Raw genomic sequence first — 18,697 nt, 5'->3', positions numbered from 1 at the left:
GCAGTTAGGGGAAATGTCCGTTACCTATGCTCAACACAGACGGAAAAGGACATGCCGCCTGTAGTAACTGCGCTTATCTCCCCATATGTTGGGCGGTGGTACTGATGCGAATCCGACTCAAGGTAAAAGAGGACAAGAAGCAATTTCGAAAGCATAAGCAGCAAGCGGAAAGACTCTCGCGATCCGTGCCGAGGTTGGTTGGATAGGCGACCGCGAACAGGTGCTCAAGGCGATATTTAACGAGTACGGCGCTAACATACCGGTAACCGACAAAATGAGAAAAAAACTACTTACCATGGGTGTTCATCTACGCGATGACACCCATTTCATTTCTATTCCTGAGCGGCCGTTTTTACGTGCGGGATATGACGCATACGAAGGGGCGCTTGCGAGGCTTATGCAGTCTCTTGTCGGGCAAGCTTTGGCCGGCACAATCACGCCAGAGCGGGCTTTGGAGCGGGCAGCAAAGGAACTCAAAAAGCACATTCAGGCGCACATTGAAAAAGGATCCTTCGTGCCCAATTCGGAGTTAACGCAAAAGCTGAAGGGCGGGAATCATCCTCTGATAGACGAAAAGAAGCTGATGGACACGTTGGAATACGAGGTGCATATGCAATGAATCCAAGGCAGTTTGAAGGGCTGTTACGTCGCTTTTCGAAGCCTTTTCAGGTGATTGTGAAGACGGAGTGGCACTTGGATCAATCCACGGGGATTGGATTCCCGCGGTGAGTCGGAAACGGTCACGGGACTACGGGCAATTGTGGCCCTTCCGCAACGCACCGTGATCCAATCAGGGGGCATGTACACCGAAGAGGATAGACACCTGTATACGAAGCGCGAGCTCCCCTTACAAACGGAGGTGCTACATGGAGGGCTCAAGTACAAAGTGCATGATAAAAACGATTACGCCGAGTATACGGCGATCAATCGTTACGTGCTGAAGCGGGTGAGTTTATTTGATAGACCATCAACAGATTAAAACCGCCTTCGTGGGGCCGCTGCGTAACTATCTTGGGGTGACGGTTCAAATGCAGGATCAGGCGGTGCCGCAACCTCCATACCCATTCATCGGATTCACTTTCGTTGCGCCATACGTTGATCAGTCGCCATATGGTGTTCATTCAATCCGCGAGGATAGGCACAGGATCGAAAAACTGGCTAGGGTAACCATCTCCATTACCTGCTATGCAAAGTCGAGTCAAGACGGTTACCGGATATCAGGACAGGCTCGGGACTGGTTTCAGGGTATCGGGCGCAACCTGCTAAAGGATGCAGGCATTGTCGTCGTCAAGTTGGAAGCAACGACAGCGCGTGACACGCTGCTTACTTATGATTACGAGCGCAGGATAGGCTTCGATGTGCATCTGCGAATGGTGGATGTAATCGAATATGACGAAGACATGATCGAAAAAATCAAAATGAAGGAGTGAGGCGGATGAGCGCACTGAAGGATGTAACGGTTACTATTGACCTTGTCCAGCCGATTGGGCGGCTGGGCTTTGGTACGCCGTTGATTTATGGCGCCAAGGCGAAGGGGCATGATTTCAAGTATTATTACGAGTTGGATGCGGTCCTGAAGGACTTCCAGGAGACTTCCCGGAATATCTGGCCGCAAAGTCGATCTTTGCTCAGGGTGACAAGCGGCCGGATAAAATCGCAATTGCATGCCGAGATACGGCAAACGAAGAAGAACAGTATTTTGCAGACCACCTCGCCAAGCTGCTCGATAAAGATTGGTATTTTCTGATATGTACCAGCAACGCCCGGGAAGAGGTGTTGAAGATCGCAGATGTCATCGAATTGGATGGCTCGAAGATGTTTTTCACCCGGACGGACAATATCGAGGACGCCAAGGCGATCCAGGCGGCAGCCATGGAGCGGACCGTTGTATTCTATCACAACTGCGCCAATGCCTACCCGGAGGCCGGATGGATTGGCGCAGTTGCGGCGGCTCCCGTTGGTTCCGTGACATGGAAGTTTAAAGAGATCAAAGGATTGAGCCCTCTTGAAATTTCAGCCACGGAGCTTCAAGAAATCCACGACGCCGGAGCCGTGGCATATGTTCGAAAGGCCGGGCGTGGCGGGACAAGTGAGGGCAAGACATCCACGGGGGTATACATTGATATCATCCACGCCAAGGATACGTGAAATTTAATATGGAGTATCAGCTACAGCAGTTGCTCAACAATACGCCGAAAATCCCATTCACGGACGCGGGCATTGCTCTTATTGAAGGACAATGCACAAGCGTACTGAAGGATGCTTTCAACAACGGGATCATCGCGGCGGACGAGAATGGATTGCCATTGTATTCGGTGTATTTTAAAAAGCGCGAAGAGATCCCGGCGGACATTCGGGCAACGCGGGAATACAACGAGGGTTCTTTTGAGTTTGAACTGGCCGGAGCGGTACACAGTGTGAAAATAAAAGGCTCTATCAAATTTTAAGGGTGAGGTGAGGATAGATGGCAGCATCAACGAATTATGATGCAATGGATGTCACAGTCACGGTCGATGGGACATTATTACCGGCTTTGCCGAGGGGTCTATGGTTGAAGGCGAGAAGGACGAGGACAACTTCGCGGCATCGGTTGGAGCACAGGGAGATGTGGTTGTGTCCGAAGTGAACAACCCACTAGGGACCATTACGATTACACTTCAGCAAACTTCTCCTTCAGTGTCATTCCTCAACCAGTTGGCTAATGCCAAGAAAATGGTGCCCGTGTGGGTGATATATAACGGCGCACCGAAGGAGAAGTTTGGCGGCAGCCGGGCGCGAGTAAAGAAACCGGCCACGGCTAGCTATTCCAACGAGGCAGAGGATCGGGAGTTTGAACTGCAGGTGTTTGACTATACGGTTGAAAGCTAGTCGCCAATGAAGGGCGGCTTTTTTTATTCCACTATAACTAAGGAGAATGATTCAAATGTCAAAGAAACAGACAACGGTTGAAATTCAAGGCGTAGAGTATACCTTCCAGCATCCAGGTGTCCGGGAGTCCGTCCGCTTGCGGGACCGATCCAAAAATAAGAGTGGGCAACTCGTCGAGGAAAAATATTATCAAGAATTGATGACGCACGTCATTGTGCAGCCAAAGGTGAATTGGGATTACTTTGACGAGCACCCAGATGTATTTGACGATGTAATGCTGGCAGCAGTTGAATTTTTGAACCCGCCCAGCGACAAGTAGTGCGGAATATAAACAACGCGCCAAGGAGAATTGGGCCTTCTGGCGCGTTGTTTTGTCTGATGGGTATTACGTATTCCGACGCATGCGAAATGGATTGGGACGATCTTAATGAGGCAAACGCTGCACTCGATATCCTACATGCCCAGAGCCAGAGAAACAAACAAAAATAAGGGGGCGGTCGCATGTCACTCCGCAAATTAACAGTAGATGTCGGATACAACATAAGTACCAGCCCTCTTGAAACGCTGGATAAGCGCCTGAACAAGCTTTCCGGCACAAACTCCAAAGTGTTTGAGCGGATGGAGTCGAGCATGGGCGGGCCGGAAAGGCGATGCAAGGAGTTTCGCAAAAATCGGGAGCAATGGCCTCCGCTGTATCGAAGTCACAAGGCATCACAGCCCAGGCTGCGAAAGCGGCTGATAAGGCTGCAGCAGCGAATGAACGATTGACGAAGGCCGCTGACCGGCTGCAGAAGGCAAATGACGCGGCAGCCAAGGCGACCGAGAGGGCAAGAGCTGCAACAGCAAAAGCTGCTGAGGTCGCAGCGGTATCTACCAGCTCGCAAGAGAAGGTTACCAAAGCGATACAAAGAGCACAGGCGGCCAACGAAAAGGCTACGGCTGCCGCTGTGCGTGCCCAAAAAGCGGATGAAAAATGGCGTATTGCACAGGAACAGGCTGCAGCCGCAGGCAATAGGGTTAGGCAAGCATCTAACAGCGTCACGCAGGCGGTAGACAGGCAAAGCAAAGCCGCCCAGCGGGCAGCAAAGGAAATGGACCAGCTCCGAAAAAAATACGGAGATTTCTCCAACGGCTCTTTGAAGGCGCTGGATCAGATTGACCAGGCGTCCGGCAGCATCCGTTCTGCCGGCGTAGCCATGGGGGCCGCAGGCGGCGTTCTCGCGGCAGGAATTGGTTCATCAATCAAGCTTGCAGCAGACTTTGAATCGTCAATGTCGAGGGTTGGTGCATTGTCCGGTGCTTCGGTCGAGGAAATGCAGCGACTTACTGATACTGCCAAAAGGCTTGGCGCTGAAACAGTATTCACCGCAAGTCAAGCCGCTGAGGGTATGCAGTTTTTGGCGATGGCGGATTTTAAGACAAATGACATGATTGCGGCCATGCCAGGGCTACTTGATACAGCGGCAGCGGGGCAGATTGATTTAGCCCGTGCGGCAGATATCACATCGAACATTCTAACGGGTTTTGGTATCGAGGCAAAGGATACGGCAAAAGTGGCTGACATACTGACAGCAACTTTCACTGGGTCCAACACTGACATGAACATGCTTGGCGATACGATGAAATATGTTGCCCCTATAGCGCGTGCATCCGGGCGCTCGCTAGAAGAGATGGCTTCGGCAACCGCGATGCTCGGCAATGCAGGTATACAAGGAAGTGAAGCGGGCACGGCATTGCGTGCAATAATGATCCGGTTGGCTAAACCAACTGCCGAAGCAAATAAGGTCCTTAAAGAACAGTTGGAAATTGAAACTGAACGGGAAGGCAGAGTACTTTCTCTTTCTGAGGTAGTGGGACAGTTCGTCGAGAAGACAGAGGGTTTAACGGAGGCCCAGAGAGTGGCTGCTGTATCAACGGTAGTCGGCACAGAGGCCGCTAGTGCATTTTTGGCGTTGATGGATACCGGGCAACCAGCTTTAGAGGGCTTTACAGACAGGCTCGAAGAGAGTGGCGGTATTGCAAAAACCATAGCAGATAAACAACTAGACAACCTAAACGGGGCTATGGAGAAGGTAAACTCAGCTATGGAAGGCGCAAGGCTTTCTATTGGGGAAACGTTTATCCCTATTTTAACAAGTGTAGCAGTTTTCGTAAACAAATTAGTTGACCGCTTTAATAGCCTCCCTGAAGGTTTGAAACAAGGAATAGCCATATTCACGGCGATAGCTGGTGCGGTTCTGTTGCTTGGTGGAGCCTTGACGGTCCTTGTCTCATTCCTGCCTAATGTGGTGGCAGGATTTAAACTGCTATCGTCGGTCGGCCCTCTCATCATGGGAATATCGGGGCCGATGCTGATAGTCATTGCAGTTATAGCTGCAGTCGCCGCGGCTGCATATCTCATCATCAAGTATTGGGAGCCTATATCGGCCTTTTTCAAGAGATTGTGGGCGGCAACGGTTCGGGTATTTACAGCAACATGGAATGCTATTGTTGGCTTCCTGGTCGATACGTGGAATGCGATAAAGACCACGGCGGTCAACCTGTGGAATGGCATTGTAAACACGGTGATGGCGATCATCGCTCCATTTGTTGAAAATATCCGAGCATCATTCGCTCGGATTGTGAACGGCGTCAGAATGATTTGGGAAGGGCTAAAGCTGTACTTTAGCGCAGCATGGACGGTCATCAAGAATATTTTCTTGGGTGCGATCCTTTTGATAAAGGATCTCTTTACTGGCAACTTCAGCGCTATGAAGAGCCACGCCATACAGATTTGGGATAACATCAAGGGCGCTATGGGGCAAGCGTGGGAAGGTATCAAACTGATATTTTCCGGTGCTCTCGAAGCCGTCAAGGGCTATCTCGAAGGGGCATGGAACAACATAAAAATTGCCGCTGAACTTGCTTGGAACGGTATGTCTACCTTCTTTCCGACACATGGGAAGGCATCAAAGGTATGACCAGCAGAATTTGGGATGCCATCGTTGAGAGCATAAAAAAAGCGATTGACTGGATCAAAAATCTGCCCGGCCAGATGTGGGAGATGGGCAAGAATGCAATCACCGGGTTTATAGATGGTATTAAAGGTGCTGCGAAGGCCGTGGGCGATGCGGTTACTGGTGTCGCAAACAGTGTAACGGAAGGGATAGAGGATGCGCTCGATATTCACTCTCCTTCTCGTGTTATGAAGGAACTCGGGAAGTACACAGGCGAAGGATTCCAGATCGGGATAGAAGACAAGATCCCGGAAGTATCCCATGCCGTCAATGGTATGGCAACGGCAGCCGCAACCCCTCAAGCACCTCAAACAGAGGCGGAAGGACTCGCGCCAACGTACAGCAATACGTCGGCAAATAGCAACATCATAATATCGCCCAATATTGAGATAACGATAAAAGGCGGCGAATCAACCAGCGCCGCGAAAAATACCGCCCAGGAAGTCAAAAAGGAACTTGAGAACTTGTTTAAATCATTCGGCATGAAAAATCCGCAGTATATCGAGGGGTGAGGTTAGATGGCAACCATTGACGGCATACAAATTCATGTCACAAACGAAAAGCCTTCATATTCCGTTCGGGTATCTACCTACCCTATCGAGGGCGGGGCCGCCATTACGGACCATGTGGAGCCTCAACTCGTGACCCTATCCCTAACCGGGAAGTTGGTAGGCGAGGATGCGGCGAAGAAGAGGAAAGAAATACTGGGGAAGATGAATTCCGGCACAACGGTTAAATATGTTGGCCGGAATTCCTTTATAAACTGCATCATCGAGGCTTTCGAAAGCGAACACGAATATAAAGTGGCAAACGGCATGAATTTTACAATGCAGTTGCGAGAAATCCGCAAGGTTAAGCCGCTTTTTTCTACGAAGCTGCCAGCCAAAACTCAGACCCTTGTCAAGGTGATGACAACGGCCGGCCGGCAGCAGCTCAAGACCACAAAGCAAAGCAAGACAAAAGGCACAAAAGCAAAAAGCCAAGGACCAACGGGAAAGAAGCACACGGTTCGAGAAGGCCAGACGTGGGAAGCGCTGGCGTATACGTACAAAGTACCCCTAAAAACTTTACGTTCTTGGAATACGCAAATACCAAAAGGCACCCGCCTGAACCAGGCATGGTTGTCATCGTAGGTTAGGAGGGGCCTATGGAGTTTATACCGATTGAAAAAGACAGCATCCCTTATCAATTTGACATTGCGCTCGGCGTAGACATCTTCACCTTTGAAGTGAACTACAACGAGCGTTTTGACTTTTTTACACTCGACTTGATGAAGGATGATCAAGTGTTGCTTCAAGGCGTGAAACTCGTATACGGCGTTCCTGTTTTTGCAGGCATCGAGGACCACCGCTTTCCGGTGCCGTTGATTGTACCGGTTGACGAGGCAGGCAGGGAAACGGCCGTAACCTGGGGTAACTTCGGGGAGACCGTGTTTCTTGCATATGGAGAAGGCGAGGGAGAAGAAGATGAGTGAATCTTATGGCCGTGTTACGGAGTTGATTGTTGGTGGGCAGACGTTGAAGACGCCGGACCTAGAGATTCGTTTTGACGTGCCGTTTGATGATGATCCAGATCCAAACGAGGCCAGGATCGAAATCTACAACCTGAGTGACAATACGATAAACAACATCGCCCATCATTCAAAGGTTGTGCTGAATGCAGGATACAAAGGGGATGTCGGAACCATTCTTTCTGGTTACATCTCTTTTTATGAGACTCGATGGGAAGGGCCTGACAAAATTACAACCTTCACAGTCCTTGACTCGGAGCCATTGGACAGCCGGACCATTCCGAGCATTTCATATGCGAAACAAACGAAAGCCTCCCCGTCATTAGGGATTTGCTAAAGCGAGGTAACCTCAGCGCGGTCGCCTTAAGTTTGGTCAAAGATGTTGTTTACACAGAGGGGATGACCGTTGAGGGCTCCGTTGTTGATGCTATCAAGAACGTTGCCGCCGATTGCCAGACCTCCTGTTACATGCTCAAAGGGCAGTTGTATATTCGGCCACTTACCCAAGGCGACAAAATAAACTTTGTACTTTCACCGAAGACTGGCCTGATCGGTTCACCTACCTTTTTTCAGGACGACAGCAGCGCGGGTTATCAGGCCAAGTGTCTACTGAATCACCGATTGACAACAGGCAGCCTGATAACCATTGAAAGCCGCGTTGTCGAGGCATCACTCCGCGTGCGGCGCGGCCGACACTCTTCAAGTGGCAGTGATTTTACCACCGAGATAGAGGCGGTGTTTTAAAATGGCACAACTTGATAAGAGCTTGAATGGTTGGCTTGAAAATGCGTTGCGCCAACTCCACACGGCCACAATCGGGAGAGTGGCCGCATACGACAAGGAGCGACGCCGTGCAACCGTCCAGCCGCTCATCATGCAAAAGATGATGGGCAACCAGCCGAGTCCGCATGCATTATTGACGGATGTGCCCGTATTATGCCAGCGCTTCGAGGTGGATGGCGTGGAAAAGGACTATGTACCCGTTTTACGGCAGGGGGATGTAGTTTTGCTGATATGCGTAGAGCGTGCCATGGATCAGAGTCTGAATGGAGCCATGGCATACCCTGATTCTAGGCGCAGGCACAGCTTGTCGGATACGGTTGTAGTAGGGGTGATAACGTGAATTTTCGATTGGACAGCACGGGGGACCTGATTTTCGCAGATGGCGAATTACAAATGGTATCCGGGCCGGAAGAGATTGCCCAAGCTGCCCGTGTGGTGCTGGGTACGAATCTTGACGAGTGGTTTTTGGACCCGATGCAGGCACAAGCTATGATGTGCTGCTGCAGAAGCAGCCGAACGAAGAGAGGCGATTCGCGAAACGGTTTATTCAGCCCTTGAACAAGTTGAGCAAATACAGAAGTTTGATAGCATCGACATTCGTTTCGACAAGGAGAATCGAATGCTCCACATCGTTTTCACTGCGACCGCAGTAAATGGGGGAGAAGGTAGAAAGCGAGGTTGAGTTTGGATGCTTGATGCAATCTGGAATTCAAGCGGATGCGGTACAGCGATTTACTGGAGCAGATGGAAGAACAGGCGCGGGCAAAATACGGTGAAACCACGAATACATCGCACTATCTCCACTCGGGATCATCCTACGGATATTCGCATTTTTTTCTGGCCTATGTTTGGCAGGGAGTGGAGCACGTATACTACGCGGCGTACCGAGACACAGCAACCGGCGCGTGAGTTTTGGACCGCCTCGCTCCGCAAGTGGGGATTAAACGATTCCAAGAGGAATTTGCATACGGAGAGTTAACATTCATAGGAACGCCAGAATATACGATACCGGAAGGCACAATCGTCGGCACCGCCACAGGAAAATATTTCGTGACAAATGAGGATCTGACTCTCGATAATGACGGCAAGGGTGGTCTGTGGGATCGCGGCCCAAGAAGTGGGAACAGGATGGAACGATTGCAACTGGCACAATGTGGCTTTGCTCATCCCGATGCGAATATCCTCTCTGTACAGATCCGAGGCCAACAACAGGCGGACGGGAGCGAGAGACGGATAGAAGAATTTCGCGCCCGTGTTCCAGCAATCGTAGCGGGCGGCGGCGCGGCCTCTTCGATGCCTTGCGAGGACGCTATTACGGTTGTCTGGTGTTCGAGCGGCGGCCGTGATAGAAAACACCTACTTACTACAAGATGCGGCAGGCAGGCCCGGGAAATCGTTCCAGTGCTATGTGTTGGGAGCGATGAGCAAGAGATCGCAGCCGCCATTTCGCAAACAAAGGCTGGCGTATCGAAGCACACGGCGATATTGTTCGCGAGGTTACCGATGTCGCAGGTTACAAGCACAAGGTCAAGTTCAGCCGTGCTGAGGAAGTTTTGATTTCTGTTCATGCGAAGATAAAGCGAACTGTTCAATACCCGGCTGACGGTGACGAAAAGGTGATATCCGAAATCGTGCAGTACATCGGCGGGGAGCACGACGGTAAGTATTACAACGGCTTGTCCATGGGGGCGGCCGTAATATACAACAAATTAATTAGCGCGGTGTACAGGGTTCCAGGCGTGGATGATGTAGAATTGCTGCTGAACGGTGATTCGAAAAACATTGAAATCGCCCCTCATCAGGTGGCGAGGATTCGGGACCAGAATATCGAGGTGACCAGCCGTGTTTAGCGTGAAGGACATGCTTGGTCGGTTCACCGATGCGTATAACAAAAACCCTGAGAGCAATCTTGGAAAACTGGTGTCAATCCTACACTCTCAGCTTACAAGCCTGGAAGATACGCTGGACAAAATTCAGGAATGGCGAGACATTGACCGGGCCCGGGGAACAACCCTGGACAGGATCGGGGAAAACGTAGTGCAGCCGCGTGGAGCTGCTACCGACGAAATTTACAGAATTTTGTTGACAGTCGAAGGTAGCGCGAAACTTATCGAAGACGGACATTAACACGATCATTGAAGTTTTAGCTTTGGGCCCTAGATTTGCGATTTTCGGAACATTCGAATCGAGGGAAAAGCATGCGGACCCGAACGAACCGGAGCCGGCCGCACTTTCTTTGCTACGTGTGGCCGATAGCTCGCCTGAACGAAGTGGGAATGTCACCGTACCAGTTCGCGCAGATCATCCAAAAAACAGTGGCTGCAGGCGTCCGGGTTGCACAATTGATTTGTCTGGAACCTTTCTCCTGGTCGTCGAAGCGAGCGGAAGTTGAAAAGAGCAAAATTTGGGCTCGCGGATATCGCTATGACAACAGGCGGCACCCTTGGAACGGTCTATATGCCGGGCAATGACTACGAATTACCGATTTAGGAGGGAGAAGATAGGAATGCATTCAATAAAGAATTACCCGAATGGAAGGCAGCAGGAATACAACCTCCTGAGTCAAAACGGGTGAAGGGCTGGGAAGTTGAGGATCGGCCGCCAGCTGATTGGCTCAATTGGCACATGAATCGATCCTATGAGGCGCTGCAGGAGCTGCAGGAAAAGGCTGCGGAGAAGGATGATGTATCGAAGGCACTTAAAGATGCCAAGGAATACACGGACCAGAAGGCTCAGGCGGTTACCCCCGAAAGCATCGGGGCTGAAACGCCAACAGGGGCCCAAGAGAAAGCGGATGCTGCCCTTACAGTGGCGAAGCAGTACACCGATGAAAACATCAACGTATTAAGGGCGGATGTTGATAGCAATACGGACGAAATACGCAACCTAAAGCAATCTGTCGATCACGTTTTAGGCAAGCCCTTGGGGATTAAACCCGGCCTCCAGGTGGTGGAGGTCGAGAATGATACGCCGTTCCAGATGGGGGAGATAAAGGGCCGGACACTCATCAACCTACTAGGACGAGTTGGAGACTGTGAAAATACAGCCGATTGGTCTGCACCCGGACCCGGTGTTAAGGCTCTAAGCACCGAGCGGGTATACGGATCCTTTTCCATCGAAGTGGCGAGTACGAAGGAGGAACAGGCGGGATTTGGTATTCGTTCCAATGGTGCTGTAAAAGACCTGGATAAATACTATATTGCCGTCGGGTATATTCGAAACATATCCGCTCAGTATGTACACCTCTCCTTTGCAGAAGTGAAGAGCGAGGCCAATGTAACATCATGGTTCAAGTCGAATGGGACAGTCAAGTCCAATCAGTTCACATATGCATATGTCGCTGTTTCCCCGTGGATCTCGCTGGCAAAGACAGGGTGGAAGTCTACGTCCGAGGCGTAGCATCAGAAGCAGGCCAAAAGATATCTGCGGATGGAATCGGGCTGTATGAGATCACCGAGGCCGAGTACAATGCAATTGAAGGCATGACACCGGAACAGGTTGCCAAACGCTATCCATACGTAGACAGCATGACCAACGTAAAGAACCCATACGCCATCGTAACGGGAGGCAATCTGCTGCCGCCGTTTTATGAAGCCGATCGGATCACTGTCGCATCGAAAGCGACAGTGGTAGCCCCTTATGAATTGCGTTTTGGCGCTGGTGGAGACGGGGACTTCCTGGCGTATCATCTATCGGTACTGCCGAATCAGACATATGTATTCTCGCTCGAAAATTCCGGGGTGTCATGGTGCATCACGGAACTAGACTACAACACGTTCGTTGTCCCATACGGTACGGATACTTACCGCTCCTTCAACGTTGGTAGTCGAACGCAGATTGCGCTAGTACTCAAAAGCTTTTCCGCCGATATTGACGTATCCTGTAAAAACCCGATGCTCACCGTCGGAACCGAAGCGAAGCCCTTCGTACCGCAGCAACGTAGCATGATCGCCTTCGAAACGGAGCTCGCCGCTCATCCGGTAGACGGCAGCAATCCCGATACGCTCTTTATGGGAGACGATGGGCTACCGTATGTGCTGGAGCCGTGGGGGAAGGTTACGTTGGATGGGTCCCATGTATGGAAAAGACATTCTACACAAAACGACTTTAAAGTCCTTTCTGCAAATGATTGTGTTCCAAATAACAGTTCCCCAGCAGATGAAGATGACTACGGCAGACTTTTCGTTACAAAATACAATGGCAGTCTATTAAGCGTAAATGATAAACCTATAAATGTAGAAAATTGGGGTTTTAGTGATGTTACTCGCATTTTCACATCTAATGCTTATATTTCAGTGCACAATAATGAAAGTGGATGGGGAGGAAATTACAATCCGGAACCCGACGAGATTAAGGCGTATTTTAACGGTTGGAGGATGTACCAAGAAGGGAGCCGCGAAACTCCATATACAAGTGGTAAAAAGCAATGGTTTAAGATAAATAAGCCAAGCGATCCAAGTGTAGCTGACACGCCAACAACGTCATATCCGGAATGGACGCCTTACCGCCTCCAATACCTGAAGGCGAAGCCAACCGTCGAGCCCGTCAGGAATTACGAGTTGGGCGCGACACTCTCCGCAGGCTCTAACATGGTCGAGGTCGGCAGCGGTATTGTGATCCGGGAACGGGCGAATCCAGCGCCCGGTGTTAGCGATGAAGGAAATATTAACAATGCATATCTGCCTGCAACGATGCTCCGACACAGGACACATGTAGCTAGTGCAATAGTTTATAAAAATAACGCAATTGACAGGGCGTGGATCGCGAAGGGCGACAATGTTTTACAAACTGAACCTAGTTATTACGACCCAACCGCAATCTACCACGTCACCTATACGATGCTTCATCCAACTCTTGCGCCTCCAATCAGCGGCACCGTGGCGGCCAACCTGCGTGGGACTGTGTCGGACTTGGTGAAGGATGTAGGTGACATCGGGCGGCGGCTGTCGGTGGTGGAGACGCAGAAGGCGGAGAAGGATGCGCCACCTCCTCTGCGGATTAAACCTACATTATTGAATGGGTGGGTAGATTATGGATCGCCTTTTGAACATTCGTTCTACTATAAGGATGATTCGAATGTTGTTTCGATTGAGGGCTTGATAGGTAGGGGAACGGCAGCGTTGGGTACATCTTTGTTTATACTTCCAACAGGGTTTAGACCTGACAAATCGCTTATTTTCCCTGTGCTTGGATGGGTAACAGGTGTAGGCGAGGCTCTTGTCCGCATTGACGTGGATCCAACGGGGATTGTAAAGATTGGCTCGCCTAATGCAAAAAATGATTATCTCTCATTGCAAGGTATATCGTTCCTTGCAAATAAATAAGGAGGCACGACATGAAAGAAGCAATCATAACCGACCTATCCGGTCGCTACATCGAACCGACGCTCGTTGCGGACTCCGTGACGGGCGTTTTTGATCGGCGGGAACCGGTTGAACCGGACGAACCCGGCAGCCTTCCGCAGTCTGAACCGGAGCAGCGTGACGACGAGCAGCCTGACGAACCGGAAACGGTACTCGTAGGCTACACCGTAGCTGTGCCGATGCCTGACGGGCTGTATCAGCCTATATTCGATGTCGAGGGCTACAGAGCAGCGCAGGAGGCTTATGAGGCTGCATACGCCGAATACATGGCCGTGCTGGCCGAGCATGACCCGGAGAGCGACGATCCGCTGCCGGAGCCGCCGCAACCCGTGGACGGCCCAAGCTTCTGGCGGAACGGACTCACGGACGAGGAAATCGAAGCGCTGAATCCGGATCCGCAGCCGTCACAGACCGACGCGCTGGGCCAAGAATTGACGCAAATGAAAATCAGGAATATCCAGCAGCAGAGCGTCATTGATGACCTTGGCAGAATGTTGACCCAATCGCGGCTGGACAGCATGCAGAAAAAGCAGACTATCGACAGCCTGGGTGCGGAATTGACGAATGCTAAACTTGAAATTATTGAATTTAAAGGAGGGCAAACGGAATGAATTTCTGGAAACTTGCTTTTGATTGTGAATGGATCGACGCAGAGGGGCTATGCGCAGCCGTTAAGACGGAGGCCAACCGATTCGGGGAAATCACGCCGGAAGAGTACGAGAAGATTACTGGGATAAAATTTCCGACACAGGAATAAGCGCCACGCCATAGAGCAGGCGCTTTATTTATGCCCTCGGGATACCCGGGGGCTATTTCATATGTCAATAGGGGGATAAACTCATGGAAAGATGGGATTTGCTAATTAAGTGGGGAGCCGCCGCCGTTGGCGGGTTTACATCATTCTTTTATGGAGGGTGGAGCTCGCTTCTGACTGCTTTGGCCGTTGTTGTTACTGTTGACTACATCACAGGATTTGCGGCGGCATATAAAGAAGGTCGCGACAACCCAACAGATTCAAGCAAGGGTTTGAGCAGCGAAGTAGGTTTTTGGGGGCTCGCTAAAAAAGGACTAATGTTCTTGATCGTAGGGCTCGCCCATCATGTTGATTTGATTTTAGGCACGAACGCAATTATGTCTGGAGCAATTTACTTTTTCATTGCAAATGAATTGCTTTCAATTACAGAGAATCTTGGCCGCGTCGGAATGAACATGCCTAGTCAATTGAAAGATGTTATTGCTGTTTTGAAAGGAAAGGGCGGCGAGAAAAATGTATGACTGGGGAAAGCATGGATACCGTGTGACAAGCCCTTTCGGGCCGCGAAAAGATCCTATTGATGGCAAACAAAAAGAACATACCGGCATCGACTTGGTGAAGGCGCATAAAGCGCCTATTTTTGCGTTTATGGGCGGGGAAGTGGTCCATGCCCGAGAAGGACGAGCGGGAACAGGCTTCGGTAATTTTGGTATTGTAGTCGCCATTAGGGACGGGCGCGGCGCACTGCACTGTTACGCGCATCTGGATTCCTGCACCGTGAAGGTCGGTCAAAGAGTAGTAGCAGGACAGGAAGTCGGAAAGCAGGGGACAACAGGCCGCAGCACCGGCTCGCATTTGCATTATGAGGTACGGACCAAGGCAGCGCCTTCATTTGGTTACGGCATGCATACAGACCCCGGGGCGTACCTCTCAAAATATCAGGGACAAGGAAAGGATAAGGGGAGCATGAAGCAAACGGATTTCATTGCGAAGATTGCACCGGCAGCCGTGGAAGATATGAAGCGGACAGGGGTGCCCGCATCACTCACAATCGCCCAGGCTGCATTGGAAAGCGGCTGGGGAGAGAGCGGCCTGACGAAAAAAGCGAACAATCTATTCGGCATCAAGGGAAAGGGCCCGGCAGGCAGCGTAAATATGCCTACTACGGAGTACAGAACGGACCGAACACCTTATCAAATAGAAGCTGCTTTTCGGGCGTATCATAACTGGGCTGAGAGCATCGAAGATCATTCGAAACTCGTCCTTAACGGGACAAAGGACAAGCCGAAGCGTTATCACGGCGTATTGAACGCTGATTACAAAACAGCTTGCCGGGAAATCTGGCGTGGTGGATATGCGACCGATCCGAAGTATCCGCAGCTATTGATTGGCCTAATCGAACAATACGGACTAATGAAATACGATGAGCAGGGGAAGAAGGTTGTAATGGCCGGAATTGAAATCAACGGTAAAAAGATTGCCGAAGGGCCACTAGTCGATGGAACGGTTCTCGCTCCGATTCGGGCCGTAGGCGAAGCGCTTGGCGCCAAGATTGGCTGGAACCAGCAGAGCAAAACGGCATCAATCAATGGCGCGCCTGTGCCAGGTGAACTTATCGGCGGCAGCGCATACGCTCCTATCCGGGCGGTTGCTGATGCTGCCGGGGTCAAAGTTAAATGGGATGCAAAGGAACGAAAGGTCGGTATAACTACCACTTGATTGGAGACACTATTGGAGATTCCTTGCCTCCGAAAGAAGGGCCACGGTGATATACCGCGGCCCTTAGCGTTTTATTCGGGACGTAGTTCAGGATCGTCCAGATGATAATAAGGTCCCTCCCAATAATACCCGCATTCTTCGCATTCTCTACATACATACCAGCAGCCTAAGTCATCATCAAAGTGCCATTCCTCTTCCTTCCCTAAACAGTTGCAATTCGTCATTCTCAATACAACTCCTTGATTTCATGCTTATCTTCTAACGATTGTTCGGAATGCATTATCTAGCGTCCGAATCTCCGCGAGCAATCTCGAATCTGTAAGATCAGTCCATCCTAATATGTTACTGACTTGTCCGACGTAAAATGTATGAGCTTGCTGCATTAATTCAGTACCATCGAGTTCAGAAACAAATGCACGGAATACCTTTTCGTAAGGAGTCATTGCTATCACCCTTTGATATATTTTAAAGAGCAATATATGTAAAACGGCCACGTTGCAACGCGTCCGTGTAGCGGATATCCGCGACCATCGCCGCTCGCTGCGGCTAGGTTTCGGTCCGTATCCCTCGGACCATCATCAGGCGGGGTTTACTGGAATCACTTTCACGATGCAACCGAACTGCGACAGATAGAAATTCTCCGATTTCTGACATCCTCCCTCGAATACTAATTTTTTCAAAAACCGTTCCAAGCGCTCTGCATCAATTTCATTCCGAATAAGAATTCCATCCATCGTCACATTGTATTTCATCCTTTTTCCCTCCCTGCGTACGCCCGCCGACTTATTTTCTATTCCGTAACGTAACCACCAATGCGATGATGCTTAGTGCCAGGGCTGCAGTACTGAATGTCCAAGTAATGTATTCCATGCTTGTCCATCCTCCCTCATACCTTGTTATTAGGGGTGAAGGCGTGATAAGATTTTGGTGAGGAGGCCGTCGTGCCGGACGACCTCCCTGGTACTTACTTTGCGTGCACCGCATCGATAAGTACCTTTTTACTTTTTACGGCTCGTGCGAAAAATCAAGTAAGCGGTATAGCATTGTATGATAGCCGTAAGAAGTTGCACCATTTCTTTCACACCCTTCACCTCCAATCTAGGAAGTCATGTTTAACTTCCTAAATATAATATACACTTTCATAAACAATAAGTCAAACAAAATATTTGATTTCCTAAACATAAATTTTTATAATGAAAATATAACAGGACAAGGAGGCCCGGCTATGGGGTTTAGTTATAAGCCGTTGTGGCATTTACTGCTGCAGCGTGACATGTCTAAAACGGAATATAGGCAAGCGCTCGGCCTTTCTACGGCAACATTGGCAAAGATGGGGAAAGGTGAGTATGTTTCGATGGAAGTGCTGGACAAGACGTGTTCATATTTTGGAGTACAGCCGAATGATGTTATTGAGCATGTCTCTGGAACCGAAGAAAAGGAGGGATAGAGTGTATGTATTCTAACCAGGAGTATGTGAGTTTAATGACAGGAGAAAAGGAAACTCAGGAGAGGATGTTGAATGCAATGATTAAGTACGGCGAGGATCGGTGGTGGGTAAGCGAAAACCCTGATTACATGGCGCGAAAGCAAGTCGATGAAGACGTATTGCTTGTCGAATCAGAAGCGTTACAGAAAGCGATTGAGAGCCTTTTGGGGCGCTACGTCCCGTTTATCGAGTTCAAGTTGAATGTTAGAGTAACGAATAACCAAAATAGCGGTTGATTAATGATGAATTGATCAGACGCATTGTTGAAGAAAAAGGCGAAGAGCGCCGGGAATAGTCTTTGGATTTGGTTCATGGGAAAGGAGGTGCTGTATTGTCAAACATAGAGGCTGTTAAAGAGGAATGGATAAAGCGAAAAGAAGAAGTAAAGTTAATGAGGGCGGAATCCAAGAACAAACTTCGTGAATTACTGGAGTCTGGAATTGATGAAGTAAAGTTAACTTTGAGAGACTTCACCATTATGCATGAAGAGGAATTGTTCTCATCCGACAGTTTAGAACTTTTAGAAGAGGCACTTGATCTAATAGTTGCCGGTGCCGAGAATCCAGTAGAGATTGCTAAAGCAGCACTGAATAAGTATCGAGGAGAGGAATGAGATAGAGTTGTAAAGAAATGAACATGCAATAAGTAAAGCCCCGGATTGCTCCGAGGCTTTTTTAATTGCAGGTATAGAATATGAATATATGAACATACATACATTGTCATATTTTACAATAGATATTAATATTGCTTGAGGTTCCACAATATAGTAGATTTAGGTTAGTATGATTTGTAAATATAAAACACGGACGAGGGCTGCACATGAAGCAAATTGAGCAAAACTTAGTAGAAAAACGAGAACGCTTACAGACTATGCTAACTATCTTATACAACGAAGCTTACCTAGTTGAACCACTACTGGCTGATGCAATTATGGAAGTCGTGAATTTTCAATGGGCATTCGTGGATGAATTAACCTTAACACTTAATGATGAATGGGCAGAGCAAATAATTGAAAAGAAATCGTGGGAAGTGGTGGATTCTTGCGAAAAGGACAACGAGATAATTTATAAAGAATTTATCGCTGAGTTACATTAGCTTAAAGGCTTTATACCGGATGAGAGGATCTGCATGCTGGAGGATCTGTTTATACAAAAGTTTTACGGATTTAGAGTTGCGTTCAGGACGGGTGTTGACACGGGGAGAGGGGTAGAGCGTTTA

Annotated in this window: 29 protein-coding genes and 1 pseudogene; 29 read left to right on the top strand and 1 reads right to left on the bottom strand. The window is 49.5% G+C overall.

Annotation, left to right across the window (positions count from 1 at the left end):
* The first annotated feature begins 220 nt into the window (after window positions 1–220).
* The 25 genes and pseudogenes from OCY70_RS32770 (at window position 221) to OCY70_RS32655 (ending at window position 15,993) form a co-directional block, all read left to right on the top strand.
* On the top strand, window positions 221–619 hold the full coding sequence (locus OCY70_RS32770; RefSeq protein ID WP_261948913.1) for a hypothetical protein: 399 nt from the start codon (window positions 221–223) through the stop codon (window positions 617–619).
* Window positions 620–956: 337 nt separating this feature from the next.
* Entirely contained in the window at window positions 957–1,430 is a 474-nt protein-coding gene (locus OCY70_RS32765) for a phage neck terminator protein (protein ID WP_213430766.1), read from the top strand.
* 5 nt (window positions 1,431–1,435) lie between these two features.
* Window positions 1,436–1,747, top strand: coding sequence for a hypothetical protein (locus OCY70_RS32760; protein WP_261948912.1), 312 nt, complete (start codon window positions 1,436–1,438; stop codon window positions 1,745–1,747).
* Between the two features lie 29 nt (window positions 1,748–1,776).
* Window positions 1,777–2,148 carry a DUF3383 domain-containing protein gene (locus tag OCY70_RS32755; RefSeq protein ID WP_261948911.1) on the top strand — a complete coding sequence of 124 codons (372 nt, stop codon included), beginning with the start codon at window positions 1,777–1,779 and terminating at the stop codon, window positions 2,146–2,148.
* An 8-nt stretch (window positions 2,149–2,156) separates the two neighbouring features.
* Complete coding sequence (locus OCY70_RS32750; protein ID WP_261948910.1) at window positions 2,157–2,447, top strand: DUF3383 domain-containing protein; 291 nt, start codon at window positions 2,157–2,159, stop codon at window positions 2,445–2,447.
* Window positions 2,448–2,547: 100 nt separating this feature from the next.
* Complete coding sequence (locus OCY70_RS32745) at window positions 2,548–2,868, top strand: phage structural protein (RefSeq protein WP_390955201.1); 321 nt, start codon at window positions 2,548–2,550, stop codon at window positions 2,866–2,868.
* Between the two features lie 55 nt (window positions 2,869–2,923).
* Window positions 2,924–3,187 (top strand): hypothetical protein, encoded by a 264-nt coding sequence (locus OCY70_RS32740; protein ID WP_213430768.1) that lies wholly within the window; start codon window positions 2,924–2,926, stop codon window positions 3,185–3,187.
* A gap of 331 nt (window positions 3,188–3,518) precedes the next feature.
* Entirely contained in the window at window positions 3,519–5,828 is a 2,310-nt protein-coding gene (locus tag OCY70_RS32735) for a phage tail tape measure protein (protein WP_261948909.1), read from the top strand.
* A complete protein-coding gene (locus OCY70_RS32730; RefSeq protein ID WP_261948908.1) occupies window positions 5,825–6,376 on the top strand; it encodes a phage tail protein in 552 nt (183 codons plus the stop codon). Before OCY70_RS32735 ends, OCY70_RS32730 begins: the two co-directional genes overlap by 4 nt.
* 6 nt (window positions 6,377–6,382) lie before the next feature.
* On the top strand, window positions 6,383–6,997 hold the full coding sequence (locus tag OCY70_RS32725) for a LysM peptidoglycan-binding domain-containing protein (protein ID WP_261948907.1): 615 nt from the start codon (window positions 6,383–6,385) through the stop codon (window positions 6,995–6,997).
* A gap of 14 nt (window positions 6,998–7,011) precedes the next feature.
* The gene (locus tag OCY70_RS32720; protein ID WP_213431197.1) at window positions 7,012–7,338 is read left to right on the top strand and encodes a phage baseplate plug family protein; all 327 of its coding nucleotides are present in this window, start codon (window positions 7,012–7,014) and stop codon (window positions 7,336–7,338) included.
* On the top strand, window positions 7,331–7,711 hold the full coding sequence (locus OCY70_RS32715) for a hypothetical protein (protein WP_261948906.1): 381 nt from the start codon (window positions 7,331–7,333) through the stop codon (window positions 7,709–7,711). Before OCY70_RS32720 ends, OCY70_RS32715 begins: the two co-directional genes overlap by 8 nt.
* Window positions 7,712–7,743: 32 nt before the next feature.
* Complete coding sequence (locus OCY70_RS32710) at window positions 7,744–8,118, top strand: hypothetical protein (protein WP_261948905.1); 375 nt, start codon at window positions 7,744–7,746, stop codon at window positions 8,116–8,118.
* A gap of 1 nt (window position 8,119) precedes the next feature.
* Window positions 8,120–8,497 (top strand): Gp138 family membrane-puncturing spike protein, encoded by a 378-nt coding sequence (locus OCY70_RS32705; protein WP_213431199.1) that lies wholly within the window; start codon window positions 8,120–8,122, stop codon window positions 8,495–8,497.
* Window positions 8,494–8,715: a hypothetical protein gene (locus tag OCY70_RS32700; RefSeq protein WP_261948904.1), complete on the top strand. Its 222-nt coding sequence runs from the start codon at window positions 8,494–8,496 to the stop codon at window positions 8,713–8,715. Before OCY70_RS32705 ends, OCY70_RS32700 begins: the two co-directional genes overlap by 4 nt.
* Window positions 8,716–9,090: 375 nt before the next feature.
* Window positions 9,091–9,714, top strand: coding sequence for a baseplate J/gp47 family protein (locus OCY70_RS36445; RefSeq protein ID WP_390955202.1), 624 nt, complete (start codon window positions 9,091–9,093; stop codon window positions 9,712–9,714).
* Between the two features lie 59 nt (window positions 9,715–9,773).
* Window positions 9,774–10,007 (top strand): hypothetical protein, encoded by a 234-nt coding sequence (locus OCY70_RS32695; RefSeq protein ID WP_261948903.1) that lies wholly within the window; start codon window positions 9,774–9,776, stop codon window positions 10,005–10,007.
* Window positions 10,000–10,284: a hypothetical protein gene (locus tag OCY70_RS32690; RefSeq protein WP_261948902.1), complete on the top strand. Its 285-nt coding sequence runs from the start codon at window positions 10,000–10,002 to the stop codon at window positions 10,282–10,284. Before OCY70_RS32695 ends, OCY70_RS32690 begins: the two co-directional genes overlap by 8 nt.
* A 498-nt stretch (window positions 10,285–10,782) precedes the next feature.
* Complete coding sequence (locus tag OCY70_RS32685; protein ID WP_261948901.1) at window positions 10,783–11,556, top strand: hypothetical protein; 774 nt, start codon at window positions 10,783–10,785, stop codon at window positions 11,554–11,556.
* Window positions 11,532–13,481 (top strand): hypothetical protein, encoded by a 1,950-nt coding sequence (locus OCY70_RS32680; RefSeq protein WP_261948900.1) that lies wholly within the window; start codon window positions 11,532–11,534, stop codon window positions 13,479–13,481. Before OCY70_RS32685 ends, OCY70_RS32680 begins: the two co-directional genes overlap by 25 nt.
* A gap of 11 nt (window positions 13,482–13,492) precedes the next feature.
* The gene (locus tag OCY70_RS32675) at window positions 13,493–14,131 is read left to right on the top strand and encodes a hypothetical protein (protein ID WP_261944479.1); all 639 of its coding nucleotides are present in this window, start codon (window positions 13,493–13,495) and stop codon (window positions 14,129–14,131) included.
* Window positions 14,128–14,277: an XkdX family protein gene (locus OCY70_RS32670; protein WP_213431628.1), complete on the top strand. Its 150-nt coding sequence runs from the start codon at window positions 14,128–14,130 to the stop codon at window positions 14,275–14,277. Before OCY70_RS32675 ends, OCY70_RS32670 begins: the two co-directional genes overlap by 4 nt.
* An 83-nt stretch (window positions 14,278–14,360) precedes the next feature.
* Entirely contained in the window at window positions 14,361–14,795 is a 435-nt protein-coding gene (locus OCY70_RS32665; protein WP_213426120.1) for a phage holin family protein, read from the top strand.
* A pseudogene (locus OCY70_RS32660) lies at window positions 14,788–15,099 on the top strand (M23 family metallopeptidase); the annotation flags it as partial. The gene OCY70_RS32665 and the pseudogene OCY70_RS32660, both read left to right, overlap by 8 nt.
* A 141-nt stretch (window positions 15,100–15,240) precedes the next feature.
* On the top strand, window positions 15,241–15,993 hold the full coding sequence (locus OCY70_RS32655) for a glucosaminidase domain-containing protein (protein WP_261948777.1): 753 nt from the start codon (window positions 15,241–15,243) through the stop codon (window positions 15,991–15,993).
* Window positions 15,994–16,571: 578 nt separating this feature from the next.
* Here the strand turns inward: OCY70_RS32655 and OCY70_RS32650 are convergent.
* Window positions 16,572–16,745, bottom strand: a complete 174-nt coding sequence (locus OCY70_RS32650) for a hypothetical protein (RefSeq protein WP_213426118.1) — start codon at window positions 16,743–16,745, stop codon at window positions 16,572–16,574.
* Window positions 16,746–17,218: 473 nt separating this feature from the next.
* On the opposite strand from OCY70_RS32650, the gene OCY70_RS32645 reads away from it, so the two are divergent.
* The 4 genes from OCY70_RS32645 (at window position 17,219) to OCY70_RS32630 (ending at window position 18,574) form a co-directional block, all read left to right on the top strand.
* A complete protein-coding gene (locus OCY70_RS32645) occupies window positions 17,219–17,440 on the top strand; it encodes a helix-turn-helix domain-containing protein (RefSeq protein ID WP_213426117.1) in 222 nt (73 codons plus the stop codon).
* A 5-nt stretch (window positions 17,441–17,445) separates the two neighbouring features.
* Window positions 17,446–17,715 (top strand): hypothetical protein, encoded by a 270-nt coding sequence (locus OCY70_RS32640; protein ID WP_261948899.1) that lies wholly within the window; start codon window positions 17,446–17,448, stop codon window positions 17,713–17,715.
* 95 nt (window positions 17,716–17,810) lie between these two features.
* A complete protein-coding gene (locus OCY70_RS32635; protein WP_213426115.1) occupies window positions 17,811–18,092 on the top strand; it encodes a hypothetical protein in 282 nt (93 codons plus the stop codon).
* 206 nt (window positions 18,093–18,298) lie between these two features.
* Window positions 18,299–18,574, top strand: coding sequence for a hypothetical protein (locus tag OCY70_RS32630; protein ID WP_261948898.1), 276 nt, complete (start codon window positions 18,299–18,301; stop codon window positions 18,572–18,574).
* The last annotated feature ends 123 nt before the right edge of the window (window positions 18,575–18,697 follow it).

It is taken from the genome of Paenibacillus melissococcoides (assembly GCA_944800085.1).
GTDB lineage: Bacteria > Bacillota > Bacilli > Paenibacillales > Paenibacillaceae > Paenibacillus_B > Paenibacillus_B melissococcoides.
Note: the sequence above shows the minus strand (reverse complement) of the source record. Positions and strands in the feature narration are given on the sequence as shown.